Raw genomic sequence first — 21,036 nt, 5'->3', positions numbered from 1 at the left:
AAAAAACAAAAAAAAAAAAAAAAAAAAAAAAAAAAAAAACCCCCCCAAAAACAAAACCAACAAAAAAAAACACAAAAAAAAAAAAAAAAAATCCGCCGCCCCCCGCCCCGCCGCCCCCCCTTCTCCGTGTTTCGAACCTTCGCAAAGAGCCGGCGTTCGCCGGCATCTTCACACCGGTCGCCCGAGCTTATTCGGCGCCGATCTTTAGATGGTTCTTCACGCTCGACACGCCCTTCACGGCTTGCACGACTTCTTCGGCGGCGGTCTTGTCGCCAGCGGACGGCACCGAACCCGTGAGCGATACCACGCCCTTGTGGGTCTTCACGTGAATATGGGTCGACTTGACGTTTTTCGCGGCGAGCAGATCCGCTTTGGCCTTGGTGGTAATGGCGCTGTCGTCGATGTGCTGGCCCATGGTTTCGGACGCGGCCGGCGCTGCCGGAGCGCTGGTCTGCGCCGTGGCGTTCAATGCGAATGCGACACAAGCGATGCTGCCTGCGGTCTTCAGAAATTGGATCGTCTTCATGGTTTCTCCTTCGGGTGTTGATGAAAATTGCGGTCTTGTTGCCTGCGGTCGATCGCGGCCGGAACCGCCGATGACTCGCGTGGGGTCGTTGCCGCTACGGTTCCGTCAGGGCCCGTTATCGACACCGGAAGCGGGGGCAATGCATGCGCTGCATGCCTTGCGTTCGCGCGTTTGACGCGCAAAGCCCGACATCCGTCCACACGGTGCTGATTCGCAAGGGCTATGCCTGGTCCGCGGCGCAAGCCGGCCGCGTCGCGAGAAAGCCGTTACTGCACGCGCATTTAGGCTGACGAATAGGGGACGTTACCGTGTGCCGCAGGGTTGGATGAGATGTCCGGATGAGGACCGGAATTTGCCGGGTACTTGTAAAAAGGGCGTCCGTTAGCTGCGCAATCATCGGGCCCGGGACCGCGCTGAAGGCGTAAAGCTTTGTAAAAACAGTATGTTGGAAAAGCTGGTACGACAGTTGCTCTGAACGGCTCACAGGCCATTTCTCAGCATTCGCATCAGCTACTCAACGGGACCTCACTACAATGCCTTCAATTGAACTACGCACAAGGCAGTCTCTCGCACTCACGCCGCGCTTGCAGCAATCGGTGCGTCTGTTGCAGCTGTCGTCTCTGGAATTTCAACAGGAGCTGCGCACTGCGCTCGACACCAATCCGTTTCTCGAATACGACTCCTCGGAAACGGAAGATGTTGCGCTCGCCACCGCCGCGTCCGGCGACGAGGCCGCGGCGCTGCCGGCCGTCGACTCGGCCGCCGCCGAGCCCGATGCGCTGCCGGCCGACACCGCCGGCGGTGACACAATGGAAACCGCGGGCCAGGACGATATGGGCGCGGACATGGGCGGCGAGTTTTCAGGCGACTACAGCGGCCGCGGTTCGGCGCGACAGAATGGCGATTCGGAGGGCAGCGATCCGGCTGAATGGGCCCGCTCGCAACCGACCTTGCACGAGCAGCTGCACGACTCGCTGCGCCTGTACCGGCTCGACGATCGCGATCGCGCGGTGGCCCGCTTCATCATCGAGGCGCTCGACGACGACGGCTATCTGCGCCAGTCGCTCGCCGATCTCGCCGATAGCGTCGATCTCGAACCCGAACTGACCGAAGAAGAGTTGCTGGTCGCGCTGCGCCTTGTGCAATCGCTCGACCGGCCCGGGCTGGGCGCGCGTTCGCTGTCGGAGTGTCTGTCGCTGCAAGTGAATGCGTTGCCTGCTGATACGCCGGGGCGCGAGGTTGCGCGCCAGATAGTCGACCATCACCTGGAACGTCTTGCGCGCCGCGAGCAGGCCGAGCTGCAAAAGCAGATCGGCTGCAGCGCCGAAGAGTTGCGCGTGGCGTGCGCACTGGTGCGCAAGCTCGATCCGAAGCCGGGCAACTGCTATGGCCGCACCGAGGACAACTACGTGGTGCCGGACGTGATCGTGCGCCAGGTGCGCAACAAGTGGGTCGTGTCGATTAATCCGGCGGTGCAGCCGCGCGCGCGGATTCATCGCATGTACGCGGAACTGTTTGCGCAATCGGCCGGCGCGAGCCGCTCGCCGCTCGCGCAGCAGTTGCAGGAAGCGCGCTGGCTGATCCGCAATGCGCAGCAACGTTTCGATACGATTCAGCGCGTCGCGGAATGCATCGTCGCGCATCAGAGGGCCTTCTTCCAGTACGGCGAAATCGCGCTCAAGCCGATGGTGCTGCGCGATGTGGCCGAAGAACTCGGTCTGCACGAGTCCACCATCTCGCGCGCCACCGGCAACAAATATATGGCTACGCCGCGCGGCATTTTCGAATTCAAGCATTTCTTCCCGCGCGAGCTCGGCACGGAAAGCGGCGGTACGTGTTCGGCGGCAGCGGTGCGCGCACTGCTCAAGGAAATGATCGCTGCGGAAAACACCCGCGATCCGCTGTCCGATGTGACGCTCGCGAAGATGCTCGCGGATCAGGGCGTGCTGGTCGCGCGCCGCACGGTCGCGAAGTACCGGCATCTGATGAAGGTGCCGCCGGCGGAGTTGCGCCGCCAGATCTGAATGCCCGGCGCCCCGTCGAAGGGCTTGAGCTCAAGGGCGACATTCAGGGGCCACGCGAGACTGTCCGCTCGCGTGGCCCTTTTGCATATCTGGACGTTTCGTGCTCGCGCCATTACATTGGCGGGTCAAATCGAAACGGGTGAGCGCAATGAAGTACTCGAATCTGGTCGAGCGGCTGCAAGGTAGACGCACGTCCGCGTGGGAAATCCATCGCGTTGCGCAACTGGCGGAGGCGGCTGGCGAAGACGTGATCGTGCTGAGCGTGGGCGACCCCGACTTCGCGACACCCGCGCCGATCGTCGAACGCGCGATCGACGCGTTGCGCGGCGGCGATACGCATTACAGCGCGGTGTCCGGCCGCGAGCCGTTGCGCGCGGCGATCGCGGCAGAACACACGCGCACGACCGGCTGCGCGGCGGGCGCGGCCAACGTCATCCTGACCGCGGGCGCGCAGAACGGCGTGTTCGCGGTGTCACTGTGCCTGCTCGAAGCGGGCGACGAAGTGATCGTCCCCGAGCCGATGTACCTGACCTACGAGGCCTGCGTGCGCGCGGCGGGCGCCACCCTGGTGGCGGTGCCGGTCGATCCGGCGCGGGCGTTTCATGTCGATTGCGACGCACTCGAAGCAGCGGTCACGCCGCGCACCAAGGCTATTTTCTTCGCGACGCCGTGCAATCCCACCGGCGTGGTGATGCCGCGCGCCGATCTCGAGCGCATCGCGCGGCTTGCCTGCCAGCATGATCTATGGGTGCTGTCCGACGAGGTCTATGCCGAGCTGACCTTCGAACGCGAACACGTAAGCATCGCGTCGCTGCCCGGCATGACGGAGCGCACCGTGACGCTCGGCAGTCTGTCGAAGTCGCATGCGATGGCCGGCTGGCGCGTCGGCTGGGCGGTCGGACCTGCGGAGCTGATCCAGCATATGGGGCGGCTCGCGCTCGCGATGCTGTACGGCTTGCCCGGCTTCATCCAGCAAGCCGCGTTGACGGCCGTGCAAAACAAGGCCGCCATTGCCGCCGAAATGCGCGAGATTTACCGGCGTCGGCGCGACGTGGTGTTCGAGCGCCTGCATCGCGTGCCGGGGTTGCGCTGCCTGTTGCCCGAGGCAGGCATGTTCATGATGGTCGACGTGAGCGGCACGGGTCTCGCTACGGTGGATTTCACGTGGCAGCTGTTTCGTGCGCAAGGGGTGTCGGTGCTCGATGCGAGCGCGTTCGGCGAGACCGCGAATGGGTTCGTGCGGCTCGGCTTCGTGGTGGAAGAGGCGCGGCTGATCGATGCATGCGAGCGGATCGCGAGGTTCGTGGGCGGGTTGCGGGTGCGTTGAGTCGGTGCCGTGTCTGAGGGTGTGGGTCGGGGCGAGCGGCCCGCTGACGCACCAGGCTTTCTTCGGCTTTTTCGTTTCTTTTGGCAAGCGATGCGCGGTGGGACGAATGAGCCACCGGGCGAGTTTTCTGTTGACGGCACTAAAGCTTGCGTCAAGAATCGAGCGCCGGGTCCGTCTGCGATACACATAGACACCCATACCGAGGACACCGGCGCATCTCGACTCGCACGCGGGAACGCCATGGGCCATCGTCTCTACTTTTCGTTGCGCCAATCGCTGATGGGGGGATCGCTGCTGGCCGCTCTCGTAGCAGTGGCGCTTGCTTTCGCCGCGCTGGCCGCGTTCAGTCAGCGGTGCGCGGCCGCCGAGTTCGACGAGTCATCCGATGCCGACGCGGCTGTCGCAACGCAAAGCGCGGCGTCGGAAGCCGGCGCCCCCGCGCGCAGCCAGACCGGCACGCACCGTCGACCCGCCGATGCGAACGTTGACACGAACGAAGAACAGCACGATCCGCACGTCGTGCCGTCGCGCACGGGCAGCCAGCCGCGCACATCCTCAGCCGCTCGTACCGATACGTCGGACACAGCGCAGCGCAGTGGCAAATCCGCGGCGGTGATCCCGGTGCCACCGGAAAACTCGACCGTCACCCAGCATTCGATCCGCCTCGATGGCCGCAAGATCGACTACACGGCGACCGCCGGTAACCTGCTGTTGCGCGACAAGACCGGCGAGGCCAATGCAAGCGTGTTCTACGTCGCCTATACGGTCGCCACCAAAGCACCCTCGGCGCGCCCCGTCACCTTCCTTTTCAACGGCGGCCCGGGCGCTGGCAGCGTGTTTCTGATGATCGGCTCGTTCGGACCGAAGCGGGTGCGTACCGCGAGTCCAGCCAGCACGCCGCCCGCGCCGTACGCGCTCGACGGCAACCCCGACAGCCTGCTCGGCGTCACCGACCTGGTGTTTATCGATGCCGTGGGCGCGGGCTTGTCGAAGGTCGTCGGGCATGGCGCGAGCAAGGACTTCTGGGGCGTCGATCAGGATCTCGGCGCGTTCTCGCAGTTCATCGACCGCTATCTGACGCTGAACCAGCGCTGGAATTCGCCGAAGTATCTGCTCGGCGAATCGTATGGGAGCGCGCGTGCCGCGATGCTCGCGTATCGATTGGGGCAGAACAATATCGCGCTCAACGGTGTGATCCTGATGTCGTCCGTGCTCGACTCCCAGGCCTTTTCGCCGGGGTCGGATTTCAAAAGCGAAAGCTATCTGCCGAGTTTCGCGGCGATTGCCTGGTATCACGACAAGATCGTGCCGAAGCCCGCCAGCTTGCCGGCTTTTCTCGACGACGCTCGCGCGTTTGCACGCGGACCCTATGCGCAGGCGCTCGCGCAGGGTGACGCGCTGCCCGACGAGCAGCGCGATGCGATTGCCGCGCGCGTTGCGCAGTTCACCGGCCTCGATGTCGGCTACGTGAAGCGCAATCGCTTGCGCCTTTATCCTTCGCGCTTTCGCAGTGAGTTGCTGCGCGATCAGTCGCGCAGCGTCGGCCGTTACGATGGGCGCTTCGAAGGCATCGACTTCGACGATGCGTCCGAGCATCCGGATTTCGACGCGTCCGTGAGCAGCGTGTCGAGCGCTTTCGATGCGGCGCTGCATCGGCACTTCGCCGAGGACCTGCACTTCACGCCCGCCGACCGCTACGTGGTCTTTAACGACGACACGTTGACACACTGGGACTGGAAGCACCGCGAATGGTGGGGCGAACATTTGACCGCGCCGTATGCGGCTGGCGATCTCGCTGAAGCGATGCGACAGAATCCGCAGTTGCGTGTGATGTCGGTGAACGGCTATTTCGATCTCGCCACGCCGTTTTACGCGACCGAGTACGCGCTGGCGCATCTGGGGCTCGACGGGCCGCTGCGCGCCAATGTGCGGCTCGCTTACTATCCGACCGGCCACATGATCTACCTCGACGATCGCGCACTGCATGCACTCAAGGGCGACCTGGTGGGCTTCTATGAAGCGGGCGCGCGTTGAGATTCGCGAGCCGATGTGATGCGCTGGCGTTCGTGCGGCCTTCGGGCCTCGTTTGAATAGCGGGACGTCCGTCCTTTGCCGCACGCATCGTCCGTAGCGCGCAAGCTCGGCGCTTGCTGTCGAACGGTATAATTCACGCACCGTGCGACAGTCGTTCAAGGTCGCGCGGGTCTTCGGCCACTGCCTGCCAATCTGCTTCGTCAACCCGGTTTCACCGATCGCTGCCCATGGAATTCCGCCCGATCCAGTCCTTCACGCGCAAACGGCTCTCCGACGTGGTGTCCGACCAGATCAAGCAACTGATCTCGGAGGGCACGCTGATGCCGGGCGACCGGCTGCCGGCCGAACGCGATCTGGCCACGCAGCTCGGCGTGTCGCGGCCGTCGCTGCGGGAAGCGTTGATCAGGCTGGAAGCCGACGGCTACATCGAAACGTCGGGGCGCGGCGGCTTCACAGTGGTCGACGTAACCGCGCCGATCATCTCCAAGCCGCTCGCCGAGCTGCTGCTGCAAAATCCGCGCACCAGCGCCGATATTCTGGAACTGCGCCAGGGGCTCGAAGCAATTTCGACTGTGTATGCCGCGCAACGCGCGACTGCGGCGGACCTGAAGAAGATCAGCGCGGCCTTCAACGCGTTGAAGGCTGGCTCACTGTCGCAGGATCGCGTGAACCTGGCTGAACTGGACGCCGCGTTTCACCTTGCGATTGCCGACTCCACGCACAACGTCGCGCTCGCTCATGTGATGCATGGCATCCATACGCTGATTCGCGAAGGTATGCGGCAATATCATCGGTTGATCGACTACGATGACGCGATGGAAAAGCAGTTGATGAGCCAGCATCAGGCTATCTACGACGCCGTGATGGCGCGCGACGCGCAGAAGGCGCGCAAGGCGGCCGAGCGTCATCTGACGTATGTGCGCGAGATGTATAAGGACGACGCGGCGAATCCGTCGGCGAATGGGGTTGCCTGAGCGGATGGCTGCTTAATCGGCTGCGTAATCGCGTGCGTTAGCCTCACGCCATGTCCGGAGGCGTTCCTCAGACTCAACCTCGTGCGGCTCCCCGCTTCTTGCCGCACGCCGCGCGCTTCAGCCGGCAACCTCCCGCGCGCTTCCTTTCGCGATTGACACGATCCGGCGACTTCCTTATATTCGTGGTCAGACCAACATGACCAAACAGGCCGAGCCACTCGGAACTCGCACCCGGTCCGCGGGCGTCCCCAAGCTGTCATGGCCTTCCAGCCCCGTTCCGCAGTAGAGTAGGCGAATCTCCGCTCGCCGCATTCTTTTCAAAGAGCTTATGAAAGTCGCCCTGTTCATCCCGTGCTTCATCGACGCGTTCTATCCCGAAGTGGGGATCGCCACGCTCGAATTGCTCGAACGCTTCGGTATCGAGGTCGATTATCCGCAGGAGCAAACCTGCTGCGGCCAGCCGATGGCCAACAGCGGCGCGCATGCCGACGCAGCCGGCGCCGAGCGCGTGTTCGCGCGCAACTTCGCGGGCTACGACTACATCGTCGGGCCGTCCGCGAGTTGTATCCATCATGTACGCGAGCATCTCACCGCCATCGAACAGACCAGCGAAGTGAGGAAGGTCCGCGCGAACGCGTATGAACTGGTGGAGTTTCTGCACGACGTGATCGGCGCGCGTGAATTTCCATGGGCAGAGTTTCCGCATCGCGTCGGCTTGCACAACAGTTGCAGCTCGTTGCGTCATCTGAAGGAAGCATCGGTGTCGGAAATCGCGGCCACGCCGTTTTCGAAACCGCGTGCATTGCTTGAGCGCGTGAAGGGCATCGAGTTCGTCAAGCCGGCAAGACCCGACGAATGCTGCGGTTTCGGCGGCACGTTCTCGGTCACCGAAGAACCGGTGTCGGTGCGCATGGGGCAGGACAAGGTGCGCGACCATCTGAATGCGGGCGCCGAATACATCGTGTCGGGCGACATGTCGTGCCTGATGCACCAGCAAGGCTGCGCGGAACGCATGAAGGCCGACGCGCGCTTCATTCATATCGCGCAGGTTCTCAACGGAGCACGCGAATGAGCCGGATAGATCACGCGAAAGCCGCGGGCGCTTTCATCAAAAAGACCGAGCACGTCGCGTTTCACGACAAACGTCTGTGGGATTTGCGTGAGAAGCGCGATGCGCAGGCGCATGGTATCGCCGAATGGGAGACGCTGCGCGAACTGGCGTCGGGCATCAAGGAACATACGCTGTCGCACCTGGCCGATTATCTGGAACAGTTCGCCGCGGCTGCCGAGGCCAACGGCGTCGTCGTGCATTGGGCCGCCACCGCCGAGGAACACAACGCGCTGGTGCACGAGATCATGTCCGGGCGCGGCATGACCACGCTTGTCAAAAGCAAGTCGATGCTCACCGACGAATGCAAGATGCGCGAGTATCTCGAACCGCGCGGCATTACGGTGATGGAAACCGATCTGGGCGAACGCATCCAGCAGCTCGATCATCAAGACCCGAGCCACATGGTGGTGCCGGCGGTACATAAGCTGCGCGCCGATGTCGCCGAGCTGTTCGGCCGCACCATCGGCACCGATCCGAAGAATAGCGACATCCACTATCTCGCGGAGAGCCAGCGCATGAATACGCGCCCGTACTTCGTGCGCGAAAAGACAGCCGGCATGACCGGCTGCAATTTCGCGGTGGCGGAGACGGGCACGGTCGTCGTGTGTACTAACGAAGGCAACGCGGATCTGTCCGCGAACGTGCCGCCGTTGCATATCGCGTCGATCGGCATCGAGAAGCTGATTCCCAGGGTGTCGGATCTCGGCGTGTTTATCCGCATGCTGTCGCGCAGCGCGCTGGGCTCGCCGATCACGCAGTACACGTCGCATTTCCGCGCGCCGCGTCCGGGCACCGAGATGCACTTCATCCTCGTCGATCATGGCCGCTCGGAGCGGCTCGCGATGGAGGACTTCTGGTACTCGCTCAAGTGCATTCGCTGCGGCGCCTGCATGAACACCTGTCCGGTGTATCGGCGCAGCGGCGGACTCTCGTATGGCGGAACCTATTCGGGGCCCATCGGCGCGATCATCAATCCGACTTTCGATCTGAAGCGCTACAGTGCATTGCCGTTCGCGTCGACGCTCAACGGCAGTTGCACGAACGTGTGTCCGGTGAAGATCAACATTCACGAGCAGATCTACAAATGGCGCACGGTGATCGCCGAGCGTCATGAAGTGCCGTTCGTGAAGCAGGAAGTGTTGAAGATGGCCGGGCGTCTGCTGGCGAGCCCGACCTTGTATCGCGCGACGGTGTCGTCGATGGGCGGCGCATTGCGTCATCTGCCGAACTTCGTGCTGTATAACCCGCTCAACATCTGGGGCAAGCAGCGTGAGTTGCCGGAAGCGCCGAAGCTGACCTTCCATGCCTGGTACAAGAAAAATCGCGGAGGTGGTGATGGCAACGCGTGAGGCTTTTCTCGCCAAGGTGCGCGCCGCGCAACCGCCGGCACGGCCGTGTCCGGATGTGCCGCTGTTCAACACGGCGGGCGGCGATCGCCGTGCGCGTTTCACTGCGGCATTGCAGGCGATGGGCGGCACCTGTGTCGAGGCGGCGACCGCAAGCGAGGTGAGCGCTTTGATCCGGGAGCGGTTCGGCGATGCGGTGTCGATTGCATCGGCAAGCCCCGAAGTGCCGGGTACGCGTGCGCTGACGGCGGACACGGAACCCACTTCGTTGGAGGATGTCGACGTCGGTGTGGTGCGTGCCCGCTTTGGCGTGGCCGAAACCGGCTCGGTCTGGTTCAGCGAACGCGAGTATGTGGTCAACGCGCTGGGCTATATCGTCCAGCATCTGATCGTGTTGCTCGATTCCGCGCAACTGATCGATGGTTTGCAGGACGTCTATCGGCGTGGCGATTTCCGTGACGCGCGTTACGCGGCGCTCGTCACCGGACCTTCGGCGACAGCCGATATCGAAGGCGTGCTGATTCGCGGCGCACAGGGCGTGCGCTCGTTGACTGTGGTGTGGTTGGCCGCTTAAAGCATTTTCCGCAGTAGCCGGAATGCGCGCTGCGGCTTCATCGATGAGGCGCCACTGGCCGCCCCCGCCACCGACTTTGCTATCATCACTGTATAAACATACAGTCTATGCACAAGCCCGTGGCAAATGATGCTCGGTCAGATTTCCGCTCTGACGTCCCTTACTATCTACAGAATTTCGAGCGCGCGCTGGCGTGGCTCGCCACGCGTTACGACGATCTGATGGACGCGCAGGAGCATGCGTTCATCGACGCGTTCGCAGGCTTGCCACCCGTATCGCGGGCGCTGCTCGTGCGCATGCTGATGCGCAAAGGCACGCTGTTTCGCGCGAGCCGTCTGTCCTATGACGAGATCGGCTGTCCGTTGCAGGCGGCCGCGCCGATGGCGGCGCTCGGCTGGATCGATACCGAACCGGCCCTCACACTCGACGATCTGTTCGCGCTCAGCACACGCGCCCAGTTGCTGGAGATATTCGCGGAAGCCCTTGTGTTGATTCCCGGTGCAAAGAGCTTGCGCAAGCCGGATCCGCTTGAAACGTTGCGACCGTTTTATGCAGGCAATAGCGAGGCACAAAGCGGACCGCAGCGCCCACTTTCCGTATGGCATGCGCAGACCACGGACCGCGTCCTTCACGTCGTCATTGCGCCGCTTTGCGAACGGCTGCGTCTGATGTTCTTCGGCAACTTGCAGCAAGACTGGTCGGAGTTCGTGCTCGCCGATCTCGGCGTGTTCCAGTACGAAAAGGTGGCGTTCTCACCGTCGTCGCGCGCGTTCCAGCAACGCGCGGACATCGACGCCTATCTCGCGCTGCATGCGTGCCGCGAAGCACTGGAGTGGCTTTCCATCGACGGCGCCGCGACGGCGCACGAAGAACTCGTCGCCACCGTCGCCGCGATCGAAACCGCGAACCCGTGGCTCGAAACGCGTCGCGCGAAATTGCTGTTCCGTATCGGCCAGGATTGCGAGCGTCGCCAGGACTGGAGCGCCGCGCTCGCTGTTTATGAAGGCTGCGCGTGGCCCGGCGCGCGCCACCGACGCATGCGAGTGCTCGAACGCAGCGAGCGCTTCGACGAAGCCTTCGCGCTGGCCTCGCAAGCAGCCGTCGCGCCGGAAAGCGAAGAAGAGGCGCAGCGCATCGCGCGCATGTTGCCGCGTTTGCGGCGCAAGCGCGGCGAACCGGCGCAACGCTTGCCGGCCGCTCGGCCGGTCGAGCGCAGCACGCTGGTGTTGCCGAAGCCCGAGACGCCGCAAGCGGTCGAATACGTCGCGCGTGATCATTTGACATGCGAGGCCGCGCCGGTGCACTACGTCGAAAACGCGCTGATCAACTCGCTGTTCGGCTTGCTGTGTTGGGAGCCGGTTTTCGCGGCGCTGCCCGGCGCGTTTTTTCATCCGTTCCAGCGCGGCCCGGCCGATCTGCACGCGCCGGATTTTCACGCGCGCCGCGCGGAACAGTTCGCCGCGTGTCTTGCGCAACTCGATAGCGGCGTCTATCGCGAGACGATTCTGCGGCATCTGCGCAGCAAGGCAGGGCTGCAATCGCCGTTCGTCTTCTGGGGGCTGCTTACGCCGGAACTCATCGCAATGGCGCTCGACTGTTTGCCCGCCGCGCATCTGAGGCTGTGGTTCGAGCGTCTGCTGCGCGATATTCGCGGCAACCGTTCGGGCTTGCCGGACCTGATCCGCTTCTGGCCGGCCGAACGCCGCTATGAGCTGATCGAAGTGAAGGGCCCCGGCGATCGCTTGCAGGACAATCAGATTCGCTGGCTCGCGTACTGCGCGCAGCATGGGATGCCGGTGCGGGTGCTCGACGTGCGGTGGGCTGAAGAAGCGCTCCTGGAACCTGAAGCCATGGCGCAGACCATCGCAACGATCGGCACTGGGGCAGCGGCATGACCTACGTGGTGGCCGTGCGCGCGATGTGCGAGTTCACCGCGAGACGCGGCGATCTGGATCTGCGCTTCACACCCGCGCCAACCTCGCTGGAAGGCATGGCCGGTCACGTAACGGTCGCCGGGCGGCGCGCGAGCGGCTACGAAAGCGAAATCACGCTGACGGGCACGCATCGGGGTCTGACAGTGCGCGGACGCGCCGACGGCTACGATCCGGCCGCCAACCGTCTCGAAGAGGTCAAGACGCATCGCGGCGATCTGGAGCGGATGCCCGCCAATCACCGCGCGCTGCATTGGGCGCAGGCGCTGGTGTATGGTCATCTGCTGTGCCGCGCGCGCGGGCTCGCCGAATTGACGGTTGCGCTGGTGTACTTCGAGATCGGCAGTCAGAAGGAAACGCTGTTGACGCAAACGCATACCGCGCGCGAACTGGAGATTTTCTTCGTCGAGCAATGCGAACGCTTTCTCGATTGGGCGGTGCAGGAAGAGGCGCATTGCGCCGCGCGCAACGCCGCGCTCGGTGCGTTGCAGTTTCCGCATGGGCAGTTTCGCAGCGGGCAGCGCGAACTGGCGGTGTCGGTGTATCGCGCGGCGCGAGACGGCAAGCCGTTGATGGCGCAAGCGCCCACCGGTATCGGCAAGACCCTCGCGACGATTTTCCCGCTGCTCAAGGCGTTTGGGGCACAGCAGATCGACCGGGTGTTCTTCCTGACCGCGAAGACGCCGGGCCGCTCGCTCGCGCTCGGCGCGATCGAAACGCTGCACCAAAGCGCCGCGTCGCGCGGTGCGCCGTTGCCGTTGAGAACGCTGGAGCTGGTCGCGCGCGACAAAGCCTGCGAGCATCCCGACAAAGCGTGCAACGGCGAGTCGTGTCCGCTCGCGCGCGGCTTCTACGACCGGCTCGACGCGGCCCGCAGCGCGGCGCTGGCGGGGCCGCGTCTCGATCGCGCGGCGGTGCGCGCAGCGGCGCTCGCGCACGAGGTCTGTCCGTACTATCTGGCTCAGGAACTGGCGCGCTGGGCCGACGTCGTAATCGGAGATTACAACTACTACTACGACGGCAGCGCGATGCTTTACGCGCTCACGCAGATCAATCAGTGGCGCGTCGGCGTGCTGGTCGACGAGGCGCACAATCTGCTCGACCGCGCGCGGCGGATGTACACGGCGTCGCTCGATCAGGCGGCGTTCAGGCTCGCGCGCAAGACTGCGCCGGCCAGTTTGCGCAAGCCGCTCGAACGCTTGCAGCGCGAATGGAGTGCGCTCAAACGCGCGCAGACCGACACGTATCAGGTCTATGCCGACGTGCCCGGCAAACTGCTGACGGCGGCGCAGAACCTGATCGGCGCGGTCACGGATCAGCTCGCCGAAGCGCCGCTTTCGATCGACGAAGCGTCGCTGCGCTTTTTCTTCGACGCGATGCATTTTGTCGCGCTGGCCGAGCAGTTCGGCGAACATTCGATTTTCGACGTGACGCTTACCACCGACCGTTACGCGCCGCGCGACAAGACCAGCGCCACGCTATGCGTGCGCAACGTGATCCCGGCGCCGTTTCTCGCGACGCGCTATGCGGCTGCGCGCACCACCGTGATGTTCTCCGGCACGCTCAGCCCGCACCATTTCTATCGCGACACCCTGGGGCTTCCAGAGCAGACGCAATGGCTCGACGTGGAAGGGCCGTTTCGCGCGGAACAGTTGCAGGTGCGCGTGGCCGGCAATGTATCGACGCGCTGGCGCGACCGCGAGCGCTCGCTGGCGCCGATCGTCGATCTGATCGCGAAGCAGTATGCGGCGCAACCCGGCAATTACCTGGGGTTCCTGAGCAGTTTCGAGTACCTGCAACAGGTGGTCGAGTTGATGCGTGAGCGGCATCCGGATTTGCCGGTCTGGACTCAGGAGCCCGGCATGGACGAAGCCGCGCGCGACGCGTTTCTCGCACGCTTTCGGACCATGCATCAGGGCGTGGGGTTTGCGGTGCTCGGCGGCGCGTTTGCGGAAGGCGTCGATCTGGTCGGCCAGCAGTTGATCGGCGCGTTCATCGCCACGCTCGGCTTGCCGCAGATGAACGACGTCAACGAGCAGATGCGCCGCACGATGGACGCCAGGTTCGGCAACGGCTACGACTACATGTATCTGTATCCGGGCTTGCAGAAGGTGGTGCAGGCCGCCGGGCGCGTGATCCGCACGGAGCAGGATCAGGGCGTCGTGCATCTGATCGACGACCGGTACCGGCGGCCCGAGGTGCGGCGGTTGTTGCCGCGCTGGTGGCAGGTGCGGTAGCGGCGCTGATGTTTCACAGGTTGACGCGTTGTACTTCGCGCGCTGTGCGTTGCGCAATTGCATGACGCGGCGGGCTGCGCATCGCATCGCATCGCTACGCGCGGGCGCAGGGCTAGCGCGCGTTACCGCGTGTGGCCGCAGAACGTCGGTCGCGCGCGTCGCTTCACTCGTGCGGCGAAGTCGTCACCGGATTGCCAGGCGTTCCCGGACCACCCGCAGGCTTGGGATCGACCGGAATCTGATCTTCGACCGGCGCGTCGCCTTTACGCGTCGCGGTGCTCCGCGAAGCATCGTCGGCGGGCGAGGTTGGCGTGAGCGTGTCCTTCGACGCCGGCCAGGACCGTTCATCGGCTTCAATTCTGGCCGCCTCGCTTTCCGGGTCCCATGTCAGCAGATGGCGCTGCGGATTCGCGATCTCGATACCGCCTTCGCGGAACCGGTCGACGATGCGCCGGTTGAATTCGCGCTGCACGCCCCAGCGCGCGGTGTCGCGGCACTGCATCTGGCCGGCCAGCGTGACGGCCGAGCCGTCCACCGCATCCACTCCCCAGAACGCGAAGTCCGACAGAATGCCGTCCTTGAACTTTTCGTCCTCGCGCAGCGCGGCGCCGATTTCCTTCAGCGTATTGATCGCCAGATCGACGTCCTGGCCGAACACGATATTGACCCGCACCGCCGCATTGCCGAGCCCGCGATTCGTGTTGTTCACCGTCGACACCGAACTGAACGGCACGGTGAACAGCGACCCGTCGCTGCCGCGCAGCCGCACGGTGCGGATCGACAGATATTCGACGGTGCCCGATACGCCCGCCATTGTGACCCAGTCGCCGACCTGCATCGCGTTTTCCATCAGCAGAAAAATGCCGGTGATGAAATCCTGCACCAGCTTTTGCGAGCCGAAACCGAGCGCGACGCCGAAGATACTCGCGCCCGCCAGCAGCGGCCCGATGTTCACGCCGAGTTCGCTCAGGCCGGTCAGCACCACCACCAGCGCGATCACGCAGAAGAGCGCGCTGCGCAGCATCGGCAGCAGGGTGCGCAGGCGCGCGGCGCGCATCAGATCGCCGCTCGTGGTCCAGCTGTTCAGCCGCCGTTCGACCGTCACATTGACGACTTCCCAAACGATCAGCGCGACGACCGCGGCCACGCCAATGGTGGCGAGCGCCGACGCGAGCCGGTGGCCGATCGTGCCGGCGCGGAACAGGTCGACGACGTCGACGCCCCACACCTGCAACAGCGCGAACGCGGTGACGATGCCGATCACCCAGCCGATCACGCGCCGCAGCAGCGGGTAGTAGCGGTACGCGTGCTGATGCACGAGCGACTTCTCCGGCTCGTCCTGCACGTGAAAGAGCCGGGCCAGCGCACCGAAGATCACGATCGACGCGAGCCGCGCGCCCACCAGGACTGCCAGCGTCCACCCGCCGATATGCACGAGCGCGTGATAGCCGTTCTGCACGTCGAAGGCCCACACGAACCACAGCGCCATCACGATGACGACCGTGAACCACGCCCAGGCATCGGCGAGCGCATTGCCGAACATTTCCAGCGAGTCGCGCTTCGCGAAGCGCGCGCGGATCCGATCGCCGACCGGCCTCGCGCACTGCAGGACCAGGATCGAGATCATCACGTGACCGGCGAGCGCGACCACCTTCAACAGCGCGAGATGCGCGGCGTCGTTCAGACCGAGCGATTGCGCGACTTCGGCGAGCGCCACACCGGCGCCCGCCACGCTGACGATCCGCACGATCCAGCGTTGCACGAACACGGCCCACGCGTCGCCCATCCGCACCAGGCGCAGGCGCGGCGCGGTGGGCTGCAGAAAGAAGCTGCCGATGATCGCGATCACGCGGCTCAGTGCGTAGATGTCGATCAGCGAGTCGATCGCGCGGTCTTGCGGCGTGCCGCCGGTGGTGAAGATCGACAGCAGCGCGCTCGCCGCGCCGACGAACACCGCGAGCGGCACCAGCCGCAGCAAGGTGACCAGCAGCGCGCGCGGCAGGCGTTGCAGCAGCGTCCAGTGATGTGTGGCGTTGCGTTTGCCCTGGGCTTCAATGTCTTTGTCTTTAGCGGCAGCGGGAACCGGAGCGGCGGCGACGGCCTGAGCTTCAGCTTCCAGCACCGGCGGCACGGGCCCGGTCGGCAGCGGCGGCAGCGGCGGCGCGGCGCCCGGCGTGCGGGACGGCGGCGCAGTGTCGACAGGCGCAGCGGCCTCTCGCGCGCCGTCCATCTCCGGTTCGTTCCGTTCGTGGCGTGCGGCGAGCGCCTGATAGGCGCGGCGCAACACGCGCCGCGCGAGCCATTCCAGCACGAGGGCGGGCGCCAGCGCGGCCAGCAGCGACCACACGACGTTGACCAGCACGGCGCGCGCATGCGGGTTGCTCAATTGCCAGTTCCACCACGCGCGCACCGACGCGAGGTCGAGCAGCGCGGCCACGGAACCGCGCAGGGACTTGCCGAGATGCATGACCCAATGCGCGCCCTGGCGGGCCAATTGCGACGCGAGCCCGTTCGACGTGAAAGCGGCGGGGACGAGCGCGGCAGCGCCGCTGGCCGCCGCCGGGGCTGACGCCGGCCCGGCTGCCGAAGCGGCGGGCGGCGCGCTCAGCGCGCCGGCGGCGGCGATCGCCTGCAGCGTATCGGCGACTTGCGCGCGGCGTTTCGGGTCGTTGAGCACGGCGAGCGCGTCGCGAGCCTGCGCGGGCGTCAGGCTGACCGCGTTACCGGACGCGGGGGCTGTGGGGGCGGCTTGTACGGCATCGACGGCTACGGCCGGCGCGGCGCCCAAAATGAGAAGAATGAAAAACCAGACGTGGAATATTTTGCGCATAGGGTGTAAGGCGGGGTACCAGGTGCGGACAATTGTGCCGAAACGCGTGGATGCGTTCGGCGGCGTGGCCATGAACCGACACGGGTCTATCGTACAAGTTCCGCTGGCGCGGCCGCCGGATGCGGCCCCAATACCGGTTAAGGGCGGTTGCGCGATGCGTGAGCGTGGCGTTGTCAGCGTAACCCGTAACAATAACCGACGCGGGGCGGCTGAAGCCAACTTCCGGGTTCAGAGGGTAGCGGGAAGCTTGCCAGTCGGCGGGGGCGGCATCGCGGGCGTGCGTCGGGCACGGTCGCGCGCGGCAGGCGAGGGCGTGGAGGGCACGCGGCACGAGTCACGCGAGTCGCCGACGCGCTTTTCGACGAGCTTTCGCGTTTCGTGCCGATTGTGTTTCAGGCGTCGCTTGGCCTGAAAACGCCGAAAAAACATGTCGACGGCGATGCAACCCAGTGCGGCGGCGGGCGGTGTTTCCGCTAGCGGAGAGCCGTGCATCAGCTCCGTTTGGGCGATTTACCGAACGGCTGGAGCGACAGCGCAACGCCGCGCCAACCGCGCAACCACAATCACGCCGTGCCCATCGCGCCCATCGTCCCAGCCGGCGCAACGCCGAACGTCCCTTCAACCACTTCGGTAAACGTGCGCTCTTCGCGCAGAATGAAGCGCTTCGTCTGCGCGAGCCTGAAGTTATCGAGCGCCTCGGCGTCGGCGCGCAGCCTCGCCCGATAGGCCTCATAAGCCGCGAGGCTGTCGAACGCGATCAAACCCCACGCGATGTCGTTGGTGCCTTCGTGCGGCAGGAAGTAGCCGACCAGATGACCGCCGCAGCGCGGAATAATGCGGCCCCAGTTACGCGCATACTCGTCGAAGGCGTCGCGCTGGAACGGGTCGATCTGATAGCGGATAAAGCAGGTGATCGCCATATGCAAGCTCCCGGTTGCGTCCAGGGATGAACGCTTGGGGGCCAGTATGGCCGCCCTCCGGTTGCGATGTTTCACCGCGTGATGAAGTGTGCAATGCCTGGCGCACTCCGCCCGCTCACACCAGCGAAGGCGCTTGCCGCTGCCCCTCGTCGCCGGCATCCGTGCCGCCGCCGTTCGGGTTCGACGCGCGTCCGCCGGCCGGCTCCTGATGCAGCCGGTTCGCGTGCATCAAACGGTATAGCGTCGCGCGCGAAATGCCGAGTTCGGCGGCCGCTTCGGACAGCTTGTAGCCGTGGCGCTGCAGCGCGTGTTCGATCGCGTTCTTTTCCGCCTTGCTGCGGATTTCCGCGAGCGTCACCGCCGGGCCGTTGTCCGCTTCGGGCAAGCCGAGATCGCTCGCGGTGATGAAGCGGCCTTCGCTCATCACGACCGCGCGCCGCACGCAGTTGATCAGCTCGCGCACGTTGCCCGGCCACTGATAGTTCGACATCGCGACGATCGCGTCGCTCGACAGACCGCGCAGTTTGCGCGCGCCATCTTGCCGGTACATGCTGAGCGCGTAGTTGGCTAGCAGCTTGATGTCGCCGCCGCGCTCGCGCAACGGCGGCTCGACGAGGCGCAGCACGCACAGGCGGTGATACAGGTCGGAGCGGAAACGGCCGTCCTCGACCCCCTTGTCCAGATCGACGTGAGTCGCCGAGATCACGCGCACGTCGACATGGATCGGCCCGCTGCCGCCCAGCCGCTCGATCGTGCCCTCCTGCAAAAACCGCAGCAGGACTGCCTGGCATTCGTGCGGCATGTCGCCGATTTCATCGAGAAAGAGGGTGCCCTCGTGCGCGCTTTCGATCCGGCCGATCTTGCGTTGCAGCGCGCCGGTGAAAGCGCCGCGTTCGTGGCCGAACAGCTCGGCTTGCAGCAGGCTCGGCGGAATCGCCGCGCAATTGATTGCCACAAACGCGCGGCCGGCGCGCGGCGAGCGCTCGTGAATCGCACGAGCGGTCAGCTCCTTGCCGGTGCCCGACTCGCCGGCGACGAACACCGGCGCGTTGGTCACGCCGCATTTGTCGATGCGCCGGTAGAGCTGCTGCATCGGCTCGCACTGGCCGACCATGCCGTGCCGGCCGAGCGACGGCTCCGGCGTGACGCGGGCCTGACGCAGGCTCGACAGTCCATGCGCATGGCCGAGCGCGAACATCAGCCGGTCGTTCAGCCAGGGCCGCGTGACGAAATCGAAGCAGTAATCGAGGATGAAGCGGCTGATCAGTTCGTCTTCCGTCTGCCCCGGCACGATCTGCGCGACCCAGTTGGTTTCGGCGCGCCGCATGCATGATGCGAGCGCGGACAGATGCTGCGACGTGCAGTCGTCGGGCAGTTGCACGAGACCGACCTTGATGTTGCCGCGCTCGATCAGGCGTTCGGCGGCTGCCGTGCTTTTCGCGTGCACGGCTTGCCAGCCGGACGCCGCGAGAAACTCGACGAGCTTCTGATCGGGCGAGTTCGACACGTACAACACGGTGCGCTCAGTGTCGACAGGCGTGCAAGGCGTAGTCATGTTACCCCCGGTTCAATGCTGCTCTCAGGACTGCTGTTCGACATAGAGGACACACCGGCGGGCAACGCCGACCTTCAGTCAGGCAAACCGCGCCACGCCCGTTTGCACGGATCGGGTGCGGCTTGCGGATGTTCGGGACCGGCTGTGGCAGCCCGGCGACGACGCTTCAGTAGCTGCAATGGCGGGGGCATGGAGCGGGCGGCGCAAACCGCGAGATGCTACACGTTGGACCGGTAGCGGCAACAGCGTTCATTACTGAAACCGCCAGAGGACTTTTCCCCGAATCACAAAACCGTTTCTTGCCTCGGTGACCTGAAACAGGCGCTCTAATTGGCGCAATGGCTTAAAGATAAGCGAAAGCGCCTGAGAGCGCCATACAAACAAATATGGATCAAGAAAGCATTTTCGCGAAATGGTGTCGGTATGGCCGATTAATAAACGTTTGGTCAATCCCCGTTATGCGAGGCATCCAACATAACCATGCAATTCGCGCTGGGGTTAAGCCGGCGCGGATTCGCAGATCTCGATGGAGCGTGTCTCAAGTCTGCTACATATTCGGCATGGCCTGGCGAACGGGGCGCGGCGGATCGGCGGGACGGCAATTTCGACCGGGCCGAGGCGCATTGCGTGGCCGGGCGCGGCGCGCGCCGCCTGACGCGGGTTCGGGCCGCGGCAACGGAGTTTCGGCCGTGCCAGGAGGCCATCCCATTCGCGTGTCATGAACGAATCAATGTGCGATGCGAAACGCGTCAAGCCTGAGTGCAACGCAGCGCAAGGCGTGGCTGCTCATGGGTTTTCGGGAACATGGCATAGCCGTTGCAATAAGGTCTGCGCAGCAAAAGAATGCGTTGCCGCCCGGTTCAAAGCACCACGGGGCATACGGTGAAAAAAGCAGACCGGCGGCAAACGAACGCTTCGCGAGCATGGCCGGGGAAGCCAATGTGCGTTGCGAGGCGGTGGCGGGGTCAATAAAACGGACGTCGAATTAAAAAGCGGATGAGTGATGGATAGCGATATCGGCCATTCATAACCGGACGACGTAAAAAATTGATCGAGCCGCTTTTTCCGTTTTTTACCGACGGACGCGAAGGGGAGCGCAATAACGACAGGTTGCGCGCTCGCGATGTTCATGCTGTTTGCGAGCGACGGACTGAACAACGAAGGGACAGCGCACGGACAGGACCGGCCGGGCGCGAAGAAGCGAGGAGAGGCCGCTAGTCTCCGTAGAGAGACGAGTTATGAAGTGAACTGGGTGCCGTGTCCGCGCGGTTGCGCGGGCACGGCCACCTTGACGTGGCCAGGGCCTGGCCCATTTTTCGGGGGATGTCATGAAAAAGCTGATTCGTGAGCCGATCGACGCAGCGCGGTTGGACCATCGAGCCGCCATGGGTGCAACCGGGTTTCGCTACCGCCGGCACGTTGCCGCGCCGGCCGCGCTGTTCGCGGCACCGGCGCCCGATCTGCTGACGCTGGTGATCGCCGGGACGCTCGAGCGCGGAGCGCAGGCCGAGTTGCAGCGCGACGGGTTGCGCGACGCGGTCTACGAGATGCCGGTGCAGCGCGAACGCACCCCGGAACGCAGTCCGGAACGGAACGGCGACCGCGGCGAGTGGATTTACCCGTTCGATTTCGAAGAATAATTCCGAG

General features: G+C 64.5%; 15 protein-coding genes. 11 read left to right on the top strand and 4 right to left on the bottom strand.

What is annotated here, in order from left to right:
- Nucleotides 1–208, top strand: a 208-nt coding sequence (locus tag P0D89_RS14945) for a hypothetical protein (protein ID WP_408376882.1), incomplete at its 5' end; no start/stop codon positions are given.
- Here P0D89_RS14945 and P0D89_RS14940 read toward each other — a convergent pair.
- A complete protein-coding gene (locus P0D89_RS14940) occupies nt 188–526 on the bottom strand; it encodes a BON domain-containing protein (protein ID WP_408376881.1) in 339 nt (112 codons plus the stop codon). The genes P0D89_RS14945 and P0D89_RS14940 overlap by 21 nt on opposite strands.
- Before the next feature lie 533 nt (nt 527–1,059).
- On the opposite strand from P0D89_RS14940, the gene P0D89_RS14935 reads away from it, so the two are divergent.
- The 9 genes from P0D89_RS14935 (at nt 1,060) to P0D89_RS14895 (ending at nt 14,084) form a co-directional block, all read left to right on the top strand.
- Entirely contained in the window at nt 1,060–2,550 is a 1,491-nt protein-coding gene (locus P0D89_RS14935; protein ID WP_408376880.1) for an RNA polymerase factor sigma-54, read from the top strand.
- Nucleotides 2,551–2,698: 148 nt separating this feature from the next.
- Nucleotides 2,699–3,877 (top strand): pyridoxal phosphate-dependent aminotransferase, encoded by a 1,179-nt coding sequence (locus P0D89_RS14930; protein WP_408376878.1) that lies wholly within the window; start codon nt 2,699–2,701, stop codon nt 3,875–3,877.
- 240 nt (nt 3,878–4,117) lie between these two features.
- Nucleotides 4,118–5,911, top strand: coding sequence for a S10 family peptidase (locus P0D89_RS14925; protein WP_408376877.1), 1,794 nt, complete (start codon nt 4,118–4,120; stop codon nt 5,909–5,911).
- Between the two features lie 227 nt (nt 5,912–6,138).
- Nucleotides 6,139–6,885 carry a FadR/GntR family transcriptional regulator gene (locus P0D89_RS14920; protein WP_408368380.1) on the top strand — a complete coding sequence of 249 codons (747 nt, stop codon included), beginning with the start codon at nt 6,139–6,141 and terminating at the stop codon, nt 6,883–6,885.
- Between the two features lie 328 nt (nt 6,886–7,213).
- Complete coding sequence (locus P0D89_RS14915) at nt 7,214–7,957, top strand: (Fe-S)-binding protein (RefSeq protein WP_408368378.1); 744 nt, start codon at nt 7,214–7,216, stop codon at nt 7,955–7,957.
- Nucleotides 7,954–9,345 (top strand): lactate utilization protein B, encoded by a 1,392-nt coding sequence (locus P0D89_RS14910; protein WP_408376876.1) that lies wholly within the window; start codon nt 7,954–7,956, stop codon nt 9,343–9,345. Before P0D89_RS14915 ends, P0D89_RS14910 begins: the two co-directional genes overlap by 4 nt.
- A complete protein-coding gene (locus tag P0D89_RS14905) occupies nt 9,332–9,916 on the top strand; it encodes a LutC/YkgG family protein (RefSeq protein WP_408376875.1) in 585 nt (194 codons plus the stop codon). Before P0D89_RS14910 ends, P0D89_RS14905 begins: the two co-directional genes overlap by 14 nt.
- 119 nt (nt 9,917–10,035) lie before the next feature.
- Nucleotides 10,036–11,811, top strand: coding sequence for a VRR-NUC domain-containing protein (locus tag P0D89_RS14900; protein WP_408376874.1), 1,776 nt, complete (start codon nt 10,036–10,038; stop codon nt 11,809–11,811).
- Entirely contained in the window at nt 11,808–14,084 is a 2,277-nt protein-coding gene (locus P0D89_RS14895; protein WP_408376872.1) for an ATP-dependent DNA helicase, read from the top strand. Before P0D89_RS14900 ends, P0D89_RS14895 begins: the two co-directional genes overlap by 4 nt.
- A gap of 163 nt (nt 14,085–14,247) precedes the next feature.
- Here P0D89_RS14895 and P0D89_RS14890 read toward each other — a convergent pair whose 3' ends face one another.
- The 3 genes from P0D89_RS14890 to P0D89_RS14880 all read right to left on the bottom strand — a co-directional run bounded on the left by P0D89_RS14890 (nt 14,248) and on the right by P0D89_RS14880 (nt 19,389).
- Nucleotides 14,248–16,914, bottom strand: a complete 2,667-nt coding sequence (locus P0D89_RS14890; protein WP_408376870.1) for a mechanosensitive ion channel family protein — start codon at nt 16,912–16,914, stop codon at nt 14,248–14,250.
- Nucleotides 16,915–17,477: 563 nt separating this feature from the next.
- The gene (locus tag P0D89_RS14885) at nt 17,478–17,834 is read right to left on the bottom strand and encodes an NIPSNAP family protein (protein WP_408367606.1); all 357 of its coding nucleotides are present in this window, start codon (nt 17,832–17,834) and stop codon (nt 17,478–17,480) included.
- A gap of 115 nt (nt 17,835–17,949) precedes the next feature.
- The gene (locus tag P0D89_RS14880) at nt 17,950–19,389 is read right to left on the bottom strand and encodes a sigma 54-interacting transcriptional regulator (protein WP_408367608.1); all 1,440 of its coding nucleotides are present in this window, start codon (nt 19,387–19,389) and stop codon (nt 17,950–17,952) included.
- Between the two features lie 1,328 nt (nt 19,390–20,717).
- Between P0D89_RS14880 and P0D89_RS14875 the strand changes: the two genes are divergently transcribed.
- On the top strand, nt 20,718–21,029 hold the full coding sequence (locus P0D89_RS14875; protein WP_408367610.1) for a hypothetical protein: 312 nt from the start codon (nt 20,718–20,720) through the stop codon (nt 21,027–21,029).
- The last annotated feature ends 7 nt before the right edge of the window (nt 21,030–21,036 follow it).

The sequence above is a fragment of the Paraburkholderia sp. RL18-085-BIA-A genome (genome assembly GCF_046027075.1).
In the GTDB taxonomy this organism is placed as follows: domain Bacteria; phylum Pseudomonadota; class Gammaproteobacteria; order Burkholderiales; family Burkholderiaceae; genus Paraburkholderia.
Note: the sequence above shows the minus strand (reverse complement) of the source record. Positions and strands in the feature narration are given on the sequence as shown.

Bases quoted from the DNA above. Each gene is read 5' to 3' on its own strand.
- P0D89_RS14940 (WP_408376881.1), bottom strand. From the start codon at position 526: ATGAAGACGATCCAATTTCTGAAGACCGCAGGCAGCATCGCTTGTGTC.
- P0D89_RS14935 (WP_408376880.1), top strand. From the start codon at position 1,060: ATGCCTTCAATTGAACTACGCACAAGGCAGTCTCTCGCACTCACGCCG.
- P0D89_RS14930 (WP_408376878.1), top strand. From the start codon at position 2,699: ATGAAGTACTCGAATCTGGTCGAGCGGCTGCAAGGTAGACGCACGTCC.
- P0D89_RS14925 (WP_408376877.1), top strand. From the start codon at position 4,118: ATGGGCCATCGTCTCTACTTTTCGTTGCGCCAATCGCTGATGGGGGGA.
- P0D89_RS14920 (WP_408368380.1), top strand. From the start codon at position 6,139: ATGGAATTCCGCCCGATCCAGTCCTTCACGCGCAAACGGCTCTCCGAC.
- P0D89_RS14915 (WP_408368378.1), top strand. From the start codon at position 7,214: ATGAAAGTCGCCCTGTTCATCCCGTGCTTCATCGACGCGTTCTATCCC.
- P0D89_RS14910 (WP_408376876.1), top strand. From the start codon at position 7,954: ATGAGCCGGATAGATCACGCGAAAGCCGCGGGCGCTTTCATCAAAAAG.
- P0D89_RS14905 (WP_408376875.1), top strand. From the start codon at position 9,332: ATGGCAACGCGTGAGGCTTTTCTCGCCAAGGTGCGCGCCGCGCAACCG.
- P0D89_RS14895 (WP_408376872.1), top strand. From the start codon at position 11,808: ATGACCTACGTGGTGGCCGTGCGCGCGATGTGCGAGTTCACCGCGAGA.
- P0D89_RS14890 (WP_408376870.1), bottom strand. From the start codon at position 16,914: ATGCGCAAAATATTCCACGTCTGGTTTTTCATTCTTCTCATTTTGGGC.
- P0D89_RS14885 (WP_408367606.1), bottom strand. From the start codon at position 17,834: ATGGCGATCACCTGCTTTATCCGCTATCAGATCGACCCGTTCCAGCGC.
- P0D89_RS14880 (WP_408367608.1), bottom strand. From the start codon at position 19,389: ATGACTACGCCTTGCACGCCTGTCGACACTGAGCGCACCGTGTTGTAC.
- P0D89_RS14875 (WP_408367610.1), top strand. From the start codon at position 20,718: ATGAAAAAGCTGATTCGTGAGCCGATCGACGCAGCGCGGTTGGACCAT.